General features: G+C 50.1%; 12 protein-coding genes and 4 pseudogenes. 6 read left to right on the forward strand and 10 right to left on the reverse strand.

What is annotated here, in order from left to right; all coding sequences use genetic code 11:
* Positions 1-69: 69 nt before the first annotated feature.
* The 8 genes and pseudogenes from CDG76_RS35130 to CDG76_RS35170 form a co-directional block, all read right to left on the reverse strand.
* Positions 70-1,303, reverse strand: a pseudogene (locus CDG76_RS35130) (ISNCY family transposase).
* A gap of 134 nt (positions 1,304-1,437) precedes the next feature.
* Positions 1,438-1,731 (reverse strand): annotated as a pseudogene (locus CDG76_RS39830) (IS982 family transposase); the annotation flags it as partial.
* A 607-nt stretch (positions 1,732-2,338) separates the two neighbouring features.
* The gene (locus tag CDG76_RS35145) at positions 2,339-3,352 is read right to left on the reverse strand and encodes an aldose epimerase family protein (RefSeq protein ID WP_094353436.1); all 1,014 of its coding nucleotides are present in this window, start codon (positions 3,350-3,352) and stop codon (positions 2,339-2,341) included.
* A 5-nt stretch (positions 3,353-3,357) separates the two neighbouring features.
* On the reverse strand, positions 3,358-4,833 hold the full coding sequence (locus CDG76_RS35150; RefSeq protein WP_190241082.1) for a class I adenylate-forming enzyme family protein: 1,476 nt from the start codon (positions 4,831-4,833) through the stop codon (positions 3,358-3,360).
* Positions 4,834-5,012: 179 nt separating this feature from the next.
* Complete coding sequence (locus tag CDG76_RS35155) at positions 5,013-5,636, reverse strand: Type 1 glutamine amidotransferase-like domain-containing protein (RefSeq protein WP_223265532.1); 624 nt, start codon at positions 5,634-5,636, stop codon at positions 5,013-5,015.
* A 37-nt stretch (positions 5,637-5,673) separates the two neighbouring features.
* A complete protein-coding gene (locus CDG76_RS35160; protein WP_094353439.1) occupies positions 5,674-6,747 on the reverse strand; it encodes an SIS domain-containing protein in 1,074 nt (357 codons plus the stop codon).
* Positions 6,735-7,550, reverse strand: a complete 816-nt coding sequence (locus tag CDG76_RS35165; protein ID WP_094353440.1) for a BtpA/SgcQ family protein — start codon at positions 7,548-7,550, stop codon at positions 6,735-6,737. Before CDG76_RS35165 ends, CDG76_RS35160 begins: the two co-directional genes overlap by 13 nt.
* Positions 7,551-7,565: 15 nt before the next feature.
* Positions 7,566-7,850: an acyl carrier protein gene (locus CDG76_RS35170; RefSeq protein WP_094353441.1), complete on the reverse strand. Its 285-nt coding sequence runs from the start codon at positions 7,848-7,850 to the stop codon at positions 7,566-7,568.
* Between the two features lie 689 nt (positions 7,851-8,539).
* On the opposite strand from CDG76_RS35170, the gene CDG76_RS35175 reads away from it, so the two are divergent.
* Together CDG76_RS35175 and CDG76_RS35180 are read left to right on the forward strand one after the other, a co-directional pair.
* Complete coding sequence (locus CDG76_RS35175) at positions 8,540-9,238, forward strand: hypothetical protein (RefSeq protein ID WP_094353442.1); 699 nt, start codon at positions 8,540-8,542, stop codon at positions 9,236-9,238.
* A gap of 25 nt (positions 9,239-9,263) precedes the next feature.
* Positions 9,264-11,717: an aminotransferase class I/II-fold pyridoxal phosphate-dependent enzyme gene (locus CDG76_RS35180; RefSeq protein ID WP_190241084.1), complete on the forward strand. Its 2,454-nt coding sequence runs from the start codon at positions 9,264-9,266 to the stop codon at positions 11,715-11,717.
* Positions 11,718-11,770: 53 nt separating this feature from the next.
* Here CDG76_RS35180 and CDG76_RS37995 read toward each other — a convergent pair whose 3' ends face one another.
* A complete protein-coding gene (locus tag CDG76_RS37995; RefSeq protein ID WP_223265533.1) occupies positions 11,771-11,950 on the reverse strand; it encodes a hypothetical protein in 180 nt (59 codons plus the stop codon).
* Here CDG76_RS37995 and CDG76_RS35185 point away from each other — a divergent pair.
* Positions 11,925-12,428: pseudogene (locus tag CDG76_RS35185) on the forward strand (tyrosine-type recombinase/integrase). The gene CDG76_RS37995 and the pseudogene CDG76_RS35185 sit on opposite strands and share 26 nt — an antisense overlap.
* 12 nt (positions 12,429-12,440) lie before the next feature.
* Complete coding sequence (locus CDG76_RS38880; protein ID WP_223265535.1) at positions 12,441-12,776, forward strand: hypothetical protein; 336 nt, start codon at positions 12,441-12,443, stop codon at positions 12,774-12,776.
* Positions 12,777-12,857: 81 nt separating this feature from the next.
* Here CDG76_RS38880 and CDG76_RS35195 read toward each other — a convergent pair.
* Positions 12,858-15,482, reverse strand: a pseudogene (locus tag CDG76_RS35195) (Tn3 family transposase); the annotation flags it as partial.
* Here CDG76_RS35195 and CDG76_RS35200 point away from each other — a divergent pair.
* Both CDG76_RS35200 and CDG76_RS35205 read left to right on the forward strand, forming a co-directional pair.
* Positions 15,462-15,974 carry a hypothetical protein gene (locus tag CDG76_RS35200; RefSeq protein WP_190241087.1) on the forward strand — a complete coding sequence of 171 codons (513 nt, stop codon included), beginning with the start codon at positions 15,462-15,464 and terminating at the stop codon, positions 15,972-15,974. The pseudogene CDG76_RS35195 and the gene CDG76_RS35200 overlap by 21 nt on opposite strands.
* Before the next feature lie 23 nt (positions 15,975-15,997).
* The gene (locus CDG76_RS35205; protein ID WP_094353445.1) at positions 15,998-16,201 is read left to right on the forward strand and encodes a hypothetical protein; all 204 of its coding nucleotides are present in this window, start codon (positions 15,998-16,000) and stop codon (positions 16,199-16,201) included.
* Positions 16,202-16,255: the final 54 nt, after the last annotated feature.

Consider the following 16,255-nt stretch of genomic DNA (forward strand, 5'->3'; position numbering starts at 1 on the left):
TCTTGAGATTGAACACAAATAATTCTCTCGAATTCTTGTGTTGATGTACAGCCCCCATTTATTCGCGAGTCATAGTCGCGAATAAACTGGTCTTCTCACCCTCTTTTTGCAAAATTGGGATGCTCCCTCAAAAAAGGTCTTGCGCGTTGGTAAATGCTGACGAATAAATTGGTATTTTTCCGAAGTGAGATCAAGTAGAGTATGAAATAGAAATGCCAGAATGTTAAAGGTAGCTAATAGGGAAGATAAATGGTTTTTACCATGTCCAAAGTTGTGTTCTAAGTTATAACCCTTGGTCTTAAGTGTATTGTTATTTTCGTTTTCAACTTTCCATCTGGTGCGACCAGCCGATACAATTGCCTCAACGTTAATATCAGTGATTTGATGATTTGTGGCAAAGCTGTTTTTGTAAACCATAGTGCCATCAGAGCGAGTAACAGTTAATTCACACCAGTTAACTAATAAGGCATCTTCACCATCACGCAAGGGAATTTGATTCACATAACGATACTTATAAATCTCATAAACTTTACCTTTCCACCGTTTAATACTTAATGTATCAAGAGGCATTCCTTCTAACCACTCATAAAGTGTTTTATGGGATTTAGGCTGACACACCAGAATAAAATTTAACTGCTTTATCAAAAGCAATTCACATAAAGGTTGATGACAATAAAGATCATCCCCTAAGATGGTAATACCAAGAGATGAATACTGTAAACCATATTTCTCAATCCAACGCTTTGCCGCCGCATTTTCACAATCTTGCTTTTGATGTCCATCTTGAGGCACAACAAATTCTGGTATCAAGGGGATTACTTTGGAATTACCAGGACTAACAATTACTGGTGTTACCACTGTATGAAAATACTGAGTTGTTCCATTTCTAAAAGTTCTGCTCGAACAATGTTGGCAGTGAATCTGATTGGAGGAAAAATATTCTGTCCCATCCAGGGCTATCAATAAATTATTTTTCAAAGAGCGAAACGCTTCCAGGTGTTTACTTTGCTCTAATGCTCTAAAAATCTCATAAAACACCGGAAATACTACAGATGGTTCCACATCATCCAGCAAGTCTCTGATATGGTTATCTGTGGGAATCTGATGTACTCCAAATAAGCTTTGAGCATTGTTATGCCCTTTTTTCTGCGCCATTGACTTTTGATGAGCCAGAAATGAAGGGCGAAGAAGTAAAAAATACTGAAAATGCGCTTAATGCTGCATCGCTCATCTGATAGTACTTGTTTTTACCTGTTCGTTTATCAGGTAAATCTTTCAGGATTGAGTGAAAGTATTGCACTATTTCATCAAACATTCCTGGCTGATTCAAAAAAGCCCCTGCACTTACGAGTTTTGAGATACAAAAACCATACCTTTAACTGAAAATTTTGTATAGATGATAATGATAGTGATAATTATTATCATAATGAGAATTGCTGCGCACAATGGTATTAAGGTTGATGGTATCCATTCAATAAATCTTTGATAACTCGGAAGCCGCGGAAAAGCAGAACTCCATTGCTGTTTGACGTGATTCAAATAAAAATGCTTAAAATTTCAGTAATGATTTTGATGAAAAGCAATTAATATCGTCATAATTTCACTCAAACATAGGCTTTTTGCGCGATTACGTCTGATTACTCCTCCTTTTAATAGCTTTTTGTGCCATTGACCTTCAAACGTTTGACAGAAATCATCTACATGGCAAAATAAAGCATCTAAACTAAACATTAGGACAGGTGCTGGATTTGACGTTATTTTCAGCTTACTACCTGTCCCTTTCCTTATCCCGAACTCAGGTTAAATAGCAAATGAAATGGCAAATAGCGAATGGTGTTGGAGGGGCGCGGACGATCCAGAATTGGTACATGCGCTGGTTTGCGAAAGCGATCTTCGAAACGCCTTGCCCGGTGTCCCTGCGCCACTGCGAAATCCCACGACCACCCGCGCTCACGTGGCAGCCGGGAACGTCTACGGGTTGTTCAACCATAACGATCTGATCGCAACGTTCACAATTACCGCAGAACCACCCCACGGCGTGCATGCACAGAGGTTTCCCGAAGCTGGATGTCCAGTCTACCTTCAGCGGCTGGCCGTCCAACCGGCGTGGGTGGACCGGGATGCGTTGATCGGTGTGCGTTGCGTCCGCAAGGCGTGTGAACTAGCGAAGGCGCGAGGCGCTGACGCTCTCCGCGCCGAGGTAAACCCCGATCTCAAGGCGGTTCGTGCGCTACTGGAGGGCCTCGGTTTTCGTCAGCACGGGCCTGCCGTCGAGAAAGAAGGTAGGCGTGCAGTCTATCTTCAGTACGAAATTTCCTGATTTGGACTCCCACCGATTTCAGCCCTGGGAGGCTATTCCCGGCCCGTGAAACCGGTGAATTGTGCGATGCAGATACTCCTCGCCGGGGGCGAGATAGGCGGAAGGAAAATCCGGTCGAACGGGCGCATTCGGCCACGAGCCAGTCTGTAAGCAAATTCCGGTGCGAGGGTATATAAATGTGTCGGCGGTATATATTTGCAGCCCCGGTTGATCAGTCTGAATTCTCATACTCCGACCGCTGGCGGGATCACTCAGGAGGGCGGCTTGGTCGCGAGAAGAGTTGAGTAGATAGCAGTTGTCCAGCGAGAGACCAGCGAGGGGTTTTCCCTCACGGAGATCGTAGGTAGTCCCGTCTATCGGCATCGGTTCGCCGATAGGCATAAGTTGATCATCGACGTGGAGAAGCCGATTAGTGTTCACCTGGAGCAGATGTCGATCAATCGTTCCGGTACCCGCGAGATTCCACATGGCATGGTTGGTGATGTCGCAGACGGTCGGCGAACTCGTCCGCGCTCGGTGTTCGAACATGAGGGTCGGCCCAGGGCCCAGGCGGTAGGTAGTCATCGCGGTGATCTCTCCGGGATAGCCCTGGTCTCCATCCGGCCGAACAAGCCTCAATTCGACGGCGCACCAGTCGTTCGTGCACTCGGTACGAGCCTCCCAGACGAACGCATCGAATCCCAGTCTCCCGCCGTGGATATGATGGGCTCCGTTGTTTCGCACGAGTTGGTACTCCCGTCCGTCCAGCGTAAAGCACCCGCCAGAGATACACCGCGCGTAGCGCCCCATCGTCGCGCCTAGATAGGCGCGCCCCTCGACGCGCTCGTAATCGGCGAGCTGGGGCAGTCGAACCACGACATTTACGTCTCCTCCTCGTCCGTCCGGGAGGCGAACCTCGATCAAGCTGGCACCGTAGGTCCAGACTTTAACCGATATCCCGTCTCCATCGGATAAGGTGTAAGCGTCCACCGTCCGTGGTGCTTGCGCAGCATGGCGGATCGTCGTTCCAATGGTGTGATGTTCGATTTGCATTGGGGTTACAGCAGTTTGCGGATTTGGGTTAGCAGGGCGGGACGAAGTATTTTTCCCGTTGGCGTACGTGGGATGGCGTCGACGTAGAGGATCCGTCGCGGCAGGGTTGATGGTGCAAACATCTGACGGAGGTGGTCGTTCACCTGTTGATCTGTCAATGTGGCATTGCCGACAATGACTGCGGCGATCGCCTCCCCCAACATCTCGTCGTCGAGTACCACACAGGCCGCGTCGCTGACGCCGTCCATCCCCGTCAGTTCCCGTTCCATCTCTTCCAGCGAAACCGACTCGCCTCGAACCTTAGCGATATTCTTCTTCCGACCGACGACGACGAAAAGCGGGGCCTCCACCTCCGGGTCGAATCGTTCCATGCCGATGTCGCCGGTGTGGAACCAGCCGTCCTTGAAGGCGTCGGCGGTGCCCTCCGGATTTCCTGCGTAGCCGTCCATTACGTTGTGACCGCGTACGCAAATCTCACCCCTCTCCCCAGGACCCAGTTGCCTCCCAGAGGCGTCAAGTATGGCGACCTCGTTCCCCTGGACAGCGACACCGATGGTCGGAATATCGGTATCCACCATCTGCCGTCGGTAACACGCGTCGGACAGTGATCGCAGCAGTGTGGTCGAAAAATTGTTCGTTTCGGTCAGTCCGTAGCCTTGTAATATTCGGACACCCCACCGTTCGTAGGCGGAGCGGACGGTCTCTCGCGTCAGCGGTGCCGCAGCCGAGACAAAGTAGCGGAAATCGGGCGGTATTTCGGGTGCGCGCCAGGTTGCCAGTAGTGCATTCAGGATGCTCGGTACCACGCTGGCGATGTGCGGACGGAATTCATAAAGTAGTCTCGGGTAGGTCAGCGGATTGAACCCTTGGGCTAACATGGCGTGTGCACCGGAAAACAGCGTTGCGAGCAGCGTGAAGTGAAAACCGTTGACGTGGTGGATGGGAAGGCAACCCAACAAGCGTACACCCGGCTGCATGGCGTGATGGCAAGTGATGGCAAGTGCGTTCGCTACCGCCCCTCGGTGGGTTTGGATCACGATTTTCGAAGCGGCGGTGGAGCCGGAAGTAGGGAAGTAGAATGCGTCATCCGCTGGTTTCAGGGGGGCGTCCTCGGCGTTGGGTGGTGGTAGGCGTTCAAGGTCGGGAGGGGGATTTAATACTGTCTCCGCGCCGATCTGCCGCATGATTGCCTCCTGTCGGTGCTGGGGTGCTTCGGGGTCAAGAAACACCACACGTACGCCAGAACGGAGTGCCCCAAACAGGGTGGCGGCACTTGCCAGGTCGTTGCAGGGCGCGAATCCCACAATGGCGCCTGCCGCCAATCCGAACTCATGGTAGAGCCAGGACGCGGCCTGACGACTGAATCGGTCGAACTCTGCGTAGGAGAGGGTGCGCCGTTCGCCGGAGGAGGCCGCCGCGGTCAGATAGGGTGCGTTGGGGGTTTGGTTGAGGCGTTCCGCCAAACCGTCGATGACCGTCATGCGGCCCGCCAGTGACTGACTTACGTGTTGATTCCGATAGGTGTGGGGAAGGGACAACATGAAAATACCCATTCTGTGGTCAGGATAGAGAGTAGGAGCCACCTCTTTTCAGTTATGAGGGCGGAGCCCCTACGCCGCCGTCCCCTGCCGATGCCGCCGCGGGGAGTACAGCAAGGTGCCTACCTTAGCCCCAACACGGACCAGGGTGACGAGCCTTCGTGGACGATAACTTCTCCATCGCGCAGGGCGACGAAAGGAATGTGATGGTCAATATAATATTGAACGAGTTTCTCGATGTCGGCGGATTCCGGATGATCGGAGCGATAGTGCGGAGCAACCGCGAATGGAAGAATATCCAATCCCTGCCACACGATCTCTTCGTGGTATCCCGTAGGTACCTGGTAGGGGTCATCGACCATTTCCACCCCGTGGACATCCCGCGCCAGGAGATCGATTCCGGCGCTATAGCCGCCATAGACGAATACATCCTGAGCGAGAAGGTCCGGCAGGATCTTGTCCAGCCTACTGCACCGCATCGCTCGCAGCAGCACGAAGATGTTCCCACCTCGAACCCACACTAGGTCTGCGGCAAGGAGGCACCGGGTCAACTGAGTAACATCTTCGTCCCAGAAGTGATCGCGGAGATCAAGTTCCTCCGGTTGGAACCCAAGTGTTCGCAAGGAGGTGAATTCGCCCTCCACCTTTTCAGCCCGCTCGATGGGTGAATGGTTGTCGCATGAGTTAACGATAACCAGCGCGCGACGTCCGTCCCCGCACATGCTCAGGAGTCGATCCGTATGCATTCCTAAGCGAAAGGATGAAAGATAGAGTCTCATGGTGTTACTGCGATTTCCTTGTATCTGTGGCGTAGAGGTTCAAGGCACGTGCGGGAAACAATTTAGTCCCTCGCGCCCGGGCGATAAATCCCGCTAAAATAGGGGCAAATATATAATATAGTAACGGAGCAAACGACTCCCGAGGGGTGCCTCTCATTCCAATCAGGAGTACTGCGTGGTGGGAAAACCGCGACTCTCGCCAATCGGCCACTACGAAGACCGAACGATGGAGATCCGCCGCGACCTTGGCGATCTCCACCGCGTGGTCGCCAGCGGCTCCGGGTGGCGCGATTAGGATCAGTGGAGCAGAAATCGGCAATAGGTGGCGTTCAATGTGCCACCATTCGTCGATGTCCTGGCCGGATGCCGGTTGGCCGAGCGCCTCCATGAATTTCGCGGCGGCATAGAGCGCAGTTCCGCGATGAGGGCCGCCGCTGGCGATTACCCAATGGGGAGAGTCCGCGGTTTGCTTTGCCATCTCTTCCAGTGATTTACGGACTGCCGAGTACGAAGCGTCGATCGCAGAAGCAAGGTTGGCGATCTCTTCGAAACACGTCTCCCCAGAGTTTCCCTTCGCCTCTCCCAATGCGAGTGCGAGCACGAAATGGGATAGTAATATCGCTTGGTAGCTCCGCACTCCAGGACAGGGCTCCTTGTCCGGCAGGTGGGACGTCAAGGCGTAATCCGCATACTTCAGCAGTGCGCCGTCCGGGTTGGAGCTAACTCCCACGATCTTCGCACCCCGCCCCCTTGCGTATGCCGCAGCTTCCAGGATGCGTGGAGTGTTGCCGGATGCCGACGAGAGCACGACGAGTCTGTCGGGACCGAGGGAATCTGAATACGCCATTAGTTCAAAAGGCGAGAGCGCCCGGCACTCGCGCCGGGAGAATTCCCGCACTGCCGACATAGTACTCATGCCGGCGAACAGGGCGTCGCCGCTCCCCACCAACAGTATTCGTTCAAAATCACCCGTTTTTAGCGCTTGGGCCTGTTGCCGCAACTGCGGCAACAGCCTCTCCAAATCCTTGCCTAAAAGGCCAACCTCTCGCAGGAGCACTTCGGGATTCAGGGGGTGCATGGGTATTTCAGGGGCGGTAATGCGTTGACGATCTCCATGTAGGCCGCGACACGGTTGCTGTCGACGCCACTGCCCCAACCATTGGTTTCCAGGCAGGCTCCAACGAATGCACCATCGGCCATGGACAGCAAGCGGGCGGCATTGTCGTGGTCAGTGTGGCCCGCGAGAAACACTGGCAGAGCAGGTGCTTTGCGCCTGACCTCCGCCAACCAGGCAAGAGTGCGTGATTCGTCAGCACTGCCGACAGCCACTGCGTTAGCTCCTACCCGGCACGCGTGGCGCGCCAATTCCCCAACGTTGCGGGAAGGGCGGTGATGGATGGAGGCGATATCGGCTACGACATCAATGTCGTGGGCGCAAAGGGTCTGCCGGTACGCCGCCACGCCGTAGGGATCCGCGTTGAGGGTGCCGTGATCGGAAAGCGTTTTGCCGACTAATGCCGTCGCCCTAATAAAATGGCCTCCACCGACTTTCGCGACAGCCAAAGAAGCCTCGATGGCGTTTTTCATAATCTGAACGCCAATTGCGAACCCAGGCCTCACCGCTTCAGCAATCGTGTTGACGATCAATCCCATAGCAACGACGCGCGCGGGGTCAACAGCATCTTCGACCGGGTAGACTCGATCCACCGTCTGCACTAGGCAGCCGTGAGCGCCACCGCGGTCTAGGGCCAGCGCCGATTGCAACGCCTTGTCGCGTATCCGTGCAAAACTTTCCGGTTCGTAATATGGGGTTCCTGGCAGTGGATCGAGGTGAACCATGCCATAGATTTTTCTATTCCCTTCGGGCATCCTTTCGGGCATTGTTCCACCTTACGCCTAGATCACTCGCCCTTTGTATCGAGCAGTATCGAGCAAGGCATTCGCCGCCGCGGCCGTTGTGCGCAGACTGCGGAATGTCTCACGGTTTATGACTTTAGAGGGAAAAGTCACTTTGAGCGTACGCTCGAGGTCCAACAGAAAGGTAGCAAACATCAGTGAGCCGAGCCCCATCGCCTCCAGGTCGGTGTCGAGACCGATGTCGGCGGTTGGAGCCCCTCCCAGACACCGCTTGAGGACGGTGGCTACCGTATCCTCAAGCGGTATTCTTGATACGTTCGGCATATGTCTCTCCTCTGGTAATGAACACGACTTGGCAAAATTGAGGTTAAAATCCTTAGTGGCGTAGAAAACTCCTGAAAGACTCGCTGTGCAACGATTCTCATTCGGACAGGCGGTTGGCAGGAGAAGCCACTTTATGAGATGCTCAAGTTCTCCAAGTTATTATAAGTCATCACGATGTCAGCTCCTCTTCTCTATCGTCAACTGCTAGAGCAATTAAGTCAATTGATTCAGCCGCAAGATAAAAGGCATCTCCAAGGATTCGCGGAGATAGTCGCGGCTATCTTACGCCTTATGATACCGTTGGCGAAATATTACTTAACATAAAAACGGCGGATCTACCGTGTATTACTTGGAAAAGATAGATATCTCGTTCCGTGTATTACACGGTAAGAAAAAAATTAAGTTAGCTGCCTCAATTATCAATAAACTAGAAGAAATACCTGTGGAGGCAGTATATGTGCTTACATCCTAGGTAACACCAAAGTTTTTAGCTAGTTTTCGTTGGGAAATGTCTTTGGGAAAAACTTTTTGGTTTACTTTTAACTAACCGTATTGGGTTATAATCATCCTAATCAAAGCAGATTTGGTATGAAAACTGGCTCTTCGGTTGGTTTAAGTCTGGAGGCGCTTCTGCTGAACGGTTACTGTAAAAGCGATCTCTATCGCGACTGAACATCGAAGGAATAATTATGATAGCAATGGCGGAAACGGACTTGCAAAACAGCACTCTGCAACACGCATCCGAAGTCAGGGAAAAGTTGATGGCCGTCTACGGAGTACAGTACTACGAGACCGGGACGAGTTCTGTCGTCAATGCCAGCACAGACGACCTCTACTTTTACACAACTTATATCGGCGTGCATGAAATCGTGGTTGAGCGTGGCGATTGCGTGTATTTTCTGGACAAGCAGAAAACTACAGCCTACCTCAACCGCGGATCGATCATGGTTAGGAGTCCGCACATCGCCACCGTAATCCGCGGCTACATGCCGGAAGACAAATCCTCTACCCTAGTGACGCGCACCAATTTGCCTTATGTAAACGGGTGTTCGACAAAACAGGTGTTCCCGCCAGATCGACTTGGCGATCCGACCCTTCAAATCCTCGATATCCCCCCATATTCTTCCGAACAAGCCCACCATATTCACTCTACCGTCCGAGTTGCCTACATCCTCTCCGGTCATGGGCGCAGCATTGTCGGCATGAGAGACCATACTACCAGCGAGGCCTTATATCCGGGGAAGGTCGCTATTCTCCAGAAGATGTGTCCCCATCACTTCGAGACAGACGATGAACATCTGATCGTATTGTCCCTTCACGTGTTCAGTTCAGTGGGCGCGATCGAGCAGAACCACCCCATGTTCAACGGGACTCACATGACCAGCTGAACGCTCCTCATCAAGGATGAACTCAATGTCCATTCGCGGAACATTTTTGGAGTCGCCGACCGATTCCCACGTAAGTTTGCGAGCTACCTTCCTGGAGCGGTGGGCGCTTCCGTCCCCTTTGATCAAGCCGCATCGGATCAACGCCGACACGCTTCTCAGTAACGGACTGGCGGCCGTCGAGAGGGATCTGGAGAGATCGGGGGTGGGCATCATCCAAATGGATCACCCTCTGAATGACCTGGATTTTATCGCATTCGGCTACGAACTGGGGACACCCATCCCGGAGAAGGATCCTGCAGTCCAGCCCTTCGTCACCGAACATGTGGTTCTCAACTTACGGACCATCAGCGATAAAACCGAAGATGTCTCGATTCAGCCCTTTGCTGCGAATTTTCTAACGCTGCATAGCGAAAGCAGCGGGCGACGGTGGACGGAGCAGCCTCGTTACGTCGTGCTGATGTGCGCTGACCCCGGTGATGACGAATCGGCGGCGCAAACCGTTATTGTCCCAAACGGGTCCATCATTGATCAACTCTCGTTCGATGCCTGCGCAATCCTGGCTGAGACGTTCTACGACAACGATACCGGTAGTCCGGCTATCCTGCGCTTGGAGAACGGTCGCCGGATTATCTCCTTCCGCGATTTCCATCAACGGGAGTTGCACTGGATCCATGACGGACCAGCGAATGCAAATCAAGTAAGGGAAGCGTTGCTGGATCTGTTGGCGGCCATGTACTCGGGAAACGATGCATACGCCATCCGTTGGAGCACCAATCTGTTGGCGATCATCGACAACCACACTGTGATGCACGCCCGCAGCACCTCGGTCTACGACCCGACGAAAAGCTCGCGTTTTCTGAAAAGGTTGCGCGTCCGCACAAGCGATTCGGATAATTCGGTGGCGCTGCTTGCCGACACCTCATCGCTGTTCGGACACCCCAGCCCACGGCGCCCCATCTACATCCTTCCCGCCGTCCGGGAGCAGGCGAAACATCTCACGGACGACCCACATACTGTGACGATCCCTTTCGTAGACGACCAAGTGCTCGATCTGTTCTCCAGGGCGAAACACCCGGACGATCCTATGGAACTTCGAGATCTCTGGATTGGAAGAGTCGAGGCGGAACTCGGAGACGACGCAACCAGGCCTGAACTTGCCGCCCGGTGGCGAGAGGCACGGGTGATGCGAACAGTCAGTGAGGACGAAGTGCTTTCTTCCCGCACCACAGTGAGATTCATCAAGGAGCTGTTCAACACCTATTTCCGTGATGACCTGTATGGTCGGTTGCGTGGTCAGGCTAAGTCCATTCTCTCCGGTGGGGCATTGGACGAGACCGTTTTCGGCCTACCGACTGCCCTCAAGCAGACCATTCAGTACGCGCTGGTCAAGGATCTATACGGTTATTCAGACTCCCGAGGCCGGGAACCCGCTCGCGAAGCTGTCGCAGAATACGAATCAACCCGCCTTGGTGTTGCAGCCTATTCGGCCGACTCGGTAGCGCTAACCATGGGGGCCACTTTCGCCGTAGCCAACCTCGCGGATTTCCTGTTGACGCAGTGTTCTTCGTGGCGGCCAGCGTTGTGCGGTATTCCCAACTACCCGCCCCTGGTCCAATCCATAGCGAAGCGCCATGACGTACAGCTGGTGCCGATGGACTGCTCGGACGGACACAGCTCCCTCGCCAACATGAAGGCCGCTTTATCACCCGATACCCCGCTGGTGCTGCTGCAAACCGCGGCGAATCCAACAGGCATAGCCGTCAAGGAGGACGAACTCGCCGACCTGATCGAGAGCGCTAGCTCCTCTACGCTCATATTGCTCGATGAGTGTCACGAGTGGCTTGGAGCGGAGCCGAGGCTGTCGCCCGCACGGGCACGCGCCAATGTGATCCGGGTGTTCAGCTTGTCCAAGCGCTGGTCCGCTCCCGGTATCAAGGCAGGCTGGTTTTTAGCGGATCCGGCGATCGTGTCCGAATACTATGAACACGCCTCCACCACCTTCGGCGGGCCACCATCGTTTTTCTATACCTTGATTGAGGTGCTCGCCAGGATGGAGCGGTGGAGACTAGAAGGACTGGAGCATGTGGGACCAGCCCAGATTGCCGAATTTGAACCGGAGTACAGGCTCACTGAGCAAGGGCTGAACTCAGCTTTCTCGAGTTACTTAGCTGAACGTAAGGCATTCGACGAGTCTCTACTGCTGTTACGAGACGCCACTGTCGTGCGGTTGCGTCAGATAGGAGCCGATGTTGTATGGCCCCAGCGCTCGATTAACGCTGCCGCACTCTTTCCCGAGTTCGACGACTCTTACCTCTGCTTCCGTCGACTGCTCCACGACACCGGGGTAGCTGTCTATCCGGGAGTATTGAACTTCTATCTTGCCGGCGGATGGTTCCGAATAACGTATGCGCGAAAGTGGGACGAAATTACCAACGCAATGGGTCGACTCGAACGACGCTTAGTGGTGCAGAAAAGTTAGAAAAGTTACTATTATCCTATGGATGTCCAATAATTTTTTAATGGACAAGCCTTCTATTCGTATTCTTCATCTTCTTCGTCTTCGTAGTCTTCATCATTCTCATCTTCATAGTCATCATCTTCATCCTGTAATTCTGCCCCTACCTCATCAGGATCAAAACCTTCAGTAAACTGAGTGTGTGAATCATACTCAGCACCAGTCAGAAAAGTGCGGTTAGCTATCAAAAAATTCAAGGGTCGCCACGCTCACCGAGATTCAACCCTAATTCTGTTGATCTACCGTCACGGATTGCGAGTGGCAGAGGTAGCATCTTTGCGATGGGAGCAAATAGATTGGAATGGTGGCACAATTTACGTGAAGCGAGTCAAAAAAGGTACGCCCTCGGTTCAACCACTTTCCGGTCTGGAGATTCGCTCTCTTCGTCAGCTGCAACGAGATTATCCTGTTAGTCCCTACATTTTCCAGTCTTTTCGACGTGGCCCGTTGGCACATGATACGATCGCCGGCATTGTTGAGCGGGCTGGTGAATTAGCTGGTTTGCCAATTCGAGTTCATGCTCATATGCTGCGGCATGGAACAGGTTATTATTTAGCGAATTGAGGCATTGATACCCGCACAATTCAGAGTTACTTGGGGCATAAAAATATTCAGCATACTGTTCGTTACACCGAACTTGCGTCTACCAAGTTTCACGGGCTTTGGGATGATTAATGTTTAAACCCCTTGGTTAATTCTTGCCCATCTCCCCCGAAAAAAATCGCTCTCCAAGAAGCAACGAAAAAAAGCTTTTTTTTAGCGTGCGATCGCATGACACGAATTTTGTTATCGAGTTGTCATTGGTATTTCCAAATCAATAGTGGCGTTTTGACGTTGATCCTGATTTGTAATAATATGGAAAGTTATCGCAATATCATGAAAACTGTTCCCCAATTTGCCGATCGCTTAAAACAGTTTGCCAATAGACCTAAAATTACTGTCAGTTCTCCAATTGACAAAGGTATACCGTGGGTACTCAGCATCGATAATGTCTTACCTGAAGGGGGCTTACCCAGTACCTGATAAATATACCAGAATTTGGCATCACCGTGCCAAAACGGGAAAATTGTACGCTAAGGCTGAAACCATTATCACCTAAGCGTTTCAGCGATACTTATTTTCCTTCACCCGCAAAGGACGCAACTTGTCAAAACTGGTCGCTTGTTTCAAATTCCAAACATAATCGCCAGTAAGATTGATATGCTCCCACCCCAAGGGCGACAAATGTTGTAAGTATTCTTCAGGAATATCCATTCCTTCTTGTTTCAAATAATCAACGGCTTTTTCTAAATACACCGTATTCCAAAGAACGATCGCAGCAATCACCAAATTCAACCCACTGGCCCGATAAAACTGGTCTTCATAAGAGCGATCGCGCAATTCCCCCAGCCGATTAAAAAACACCGCTCTTTTCAGAGTATGTTTCGCCTCACCCTTGTTTAGACCAGCCGTCGCCCGTCGCCGCAGTTCTGGACTCTGCAACCATTCCAAGGTAAACACAGTTCGCTCAATCCTTCCCAACTCCCGCAAAGCTAAAGCTAAACGATTCTGCCGAGGATAAGAAGCTAATTTTCTTAACATCAAAGAAGCAGTCACCGTCCCCGTCCGAATTGAACTAGCAAGGCGTAGAATTTCATCCCAAGATTCCTGAATTAATTTCACATTAATCTTGTCACCGAGGAGGGGTGCCAAAGGCGAATCAGGAGAACTAGGTTCAAAAGTATACAATTTCTTATCAGGTAAATCGCGCATTCGAGGTGCAAATCTAAATCCCAGCAGGTGGCACATTGCGAAGACATGCTCGGTATAGCCACTTGTATCCGTATAATGCTCCTGAATCTGTAAATCACTCTCGTGATACAACAAACCATCCAAAACGTGAGTTGCATCCCTAATCGTGGCGTTAATTACCTTAACGTGAAACGGAGCATACTGGTCGGAAATATGCGTGTAAAAAATCACGCTTCTATCTTTACCATATTTGGCATTGATCTCTTCATTAAAACTACGATGTCCAGCCGCTTTGAACCGTTGTCCATCAGAAGAAGATGTTGTTCCATCACCCCAATAAGCAGCAAAAGGCACTTGTGTATGGAAATTTACCACCTCAGCCATTGCTTTGGAATAAGTTTCATCACGAATATACCAATCTGCCACCCAAGCTAAACGCTCAAAGGACATCCCTTGAGTTGCGTCTGCCATTCGTGTTAAACCTAAATTAATCCCATCAGCAAGTAAGACACTTAACAAAACAACCTTATCAGATACTTGTTCTCCTGAATGTAAATGCGTAAAATGTTTCGTAAATTGCGTCCAAGAATCAACTTCTACTAACAAATCAGTCAACTTAATTCTTGGCAGTAAACTATGAACTGTTCTGCTAAATCCATCAACCTCCTTTGGGACAGCATTGGTAAGAGGAGTGATAATTAACTGTTCGTTCTCTATCCTGACATCAACCAGTTTCTTTTCTGCCATTAAAGAAGAAACAAGCGCTAATTGTTCAGACAATTCAAGTGAGCGTTGTTCAATATAAGTAGTGAAATCTGTCGTTACTGCCACAGGTATCGTTTGAGAAGAACACATTGATTGCCATGCATTATCTGCTAATAGATAGTCCTCAAAATCTTGGAACTGCTTCGAGCCTGCTACCCAAATATCCCCAGAACGCAAGCCACTGCGTAATTCAGCCAAAGCACACATCTCATAGTAGTGACGATCAATAGTATCGCCCTTAACTACGTGTTTTAACCAACGAGGTTTAACGAAACTAATATCCGCAGATTCCGGTACTTTTCGACCACCAGATATATTTAATTCTTTAATGACTGACAAAGCTTTTAGAATCGGTAAACTGGCTCCAGTAGCTTTAAATTCAAACGCTGACAACAATTTTGGTGTATACCTTCTCAATTGTGAATAACGATTATCAAGCAGTTCAAGATAATCAAAATCTGCTGGTCTGGCTAGCTTTTCAGCTTCGACAACACTACTAATAAACTTTTCCCAATTTAAGACTGATTCAATCGCTTCATAAGCATCAATTGACTCATCTCTAGCAGCAATCAACGCCTTACCTACTTGAGCATACAATCGGACTTTCTCATTAATGGCTTTGCCATCGCGTTGAAATTTATCGCCGTGCTGATGCTCACTCTTGTTAAACAATTTCCCCATCATTTTATCGTGCATTTCTATGGCATAATCGACTAATGACGCACTCCATTCAATGAGAAAAGCAACTAAAATAGCATAGCGTCTCAATTCATCCAACCTTGATAAATGAGCAGGTGTAGACTTTGCACCAGTTCGAGTGAATTGTAGTAAACGATTTTGGTGTACTCGTTTCAAACATCCAGAGTCGAGATTGAGATGGCGAATAAACTCCAGTCGTTCCACGACTTTTAAAAAGTTTCTTGGATTAGCCTGACCTGGTGGTTGACGTAGCCAAATTAAATCAGTCAGTTTTTTATCAGGCTCTACAATTAATAACTTATCTAGCGTTGTCTTTTGTAATGTTGTCAAATTTTTAGTCAACTCAAGACATACTAATTTTTGAGCGCGATGTCTGACCTCCCAAGCTAAACGTTCTACCGTAGAAATAGCTGGAATAATAATTTGGCGCAAGCGCATCTCATCAATCAACGCTCCTACAAGCGCCATCCCTTTATCTGACGATATTGCAAAAGGTAATAACCATTTTGAGAATTGCTTGTATGTAGATGTATTAACGCGCTAGAAAGCCAAAATAGATGGTGCTTTCTTCCTTACCAAAGGTGGCTCCCAAAATACGACCAATTATATAAAATACCCACATTAGAAGTTGGTTGCTGGGTAGCTCCTGAAGCAAGAGAAGCAGGTTATAGTCCCCCAGACAGTCTTTTCTATGCTTATGAAGATTCATTTTTAGGAATTGGAGAGGATAAACAGGGCAAAAGGATTTGTGATCCTACCCCAGAAGCAAAAGAATTAGGGTTTGCAATGGCAAGACACCTACCATACAAATTTTTAAACCGTGTGCTAACCGTAAAAATTATCAACGATCACCGAATATTAAGAGAAATAGGATGGGCAGAAGCTGCGGATCTACCCTATGCCTTGCACCATGACATGGATACTGGTAAACAATTTATCAAAGTGCAATTTGATATAAGCCACACAAAAAATCAAGAAGCCATTGCTGCTGGATGGCATCCAGGTTATGGATTTTGCAAAATTTAAAGTGACGAAATGGAGATTTTAATATGAGCGACCAAGCTTTAGAAAAAATGACTAGGGATGCTGCCGGAAACAACGGAGGGCTTTCTAGCGTTCAGTTTGCAAAAATGAAGGGAGTCGGAATCGAGATTGTACATAGGTGGAAGAATAACAAAGAACCTATGCCCAGTGGATGGGCATTTCTTGGTGGAAAATGGATACCAGAAACACGGGAAAGTTGCGCGGAGTGACGAAATGGAGATTTTGACCAATTTAGTTTTTTGGTAAGTGACACTCTTCGCCAT

Origin of the sequence: Nostoc sp. 'Peltigera membranacea cyanobiont' 210A, from assembly GCF_002246015.1 — a bacterium.
Lineage (GTDB): Bacteria > Cyanobacteriota > Cyanobacteriia > Cyanobacteriales > Nostocaceae > Nostoc.

Excerpts from the sequence above, each read along its gene's own strand:
- CDG76_RS35145 (WP_094353436.1), bottom strand. The coding sequence starts at position 3,352 with ATGCAAATCGAACATCACACCATTGGAACGACGATCCGCCATGCTGCG.
- CDG76_RS35150 (WP_190241082.1), bottom strand. The coding sequence starts at position 4,833 with ATGACGGTCATCGACGGTTTGGCGGAACGCCTCAACCAAACCCCCAAC.
- CDG76_RS35155 (WP_223265532.1), bottom strand. The coding sequence starts at position 5,636 with ATGCATACGGATCGACTCCTGAGCATGTGCGGGGACGGACGTCGCGCG.
- CDG76_RS35160 (WP_094353439.1), bottom strand. The coding sequence starts at position 6,747 with ATGCACCCCCTGAATCCCGAAGTGCTCCTGCGAGAGGTTGGCCTTTTA.
- CDG76_RS35165 (WP_094353440.1), bottom strand. The coding sequence starts at position 7,550 with ATGCCCGAAAGGATGCCCGAAGGGAATAGAAAAATCTATGGCATGGTT.
- CDG76_RS35170 (WP_094353441.1), bottom strand. The coding sequence starts at position 7,850 with ATGCCGAACGTATCAAGAATACCGCTTGAGGATACGGTAGCCACCGTC.
- CDG76_RS35175 (WP_094353442.1), top strand. The coding sequence starts at position 8,540 with ATGATAGCAATGGCGGAAACGGACTTGCAAAACAGCACTCTGCAACAC.
- CDG76_RS35180 (WP_190241084.1), top strand. The coding sequence starts at position 9,264 with ATGTCCATTCGCGGAACATTTTTGGAGTCGCCGACCGATTCCCACGTA.
- CDG76_RS35205 (WP_094353445.1), top strand. The coding sequence starts at position 15,998 with ATGAGCGACCAAGCTTTAGAAAAAATGACTAGGGATGCTGCCGGAAAC.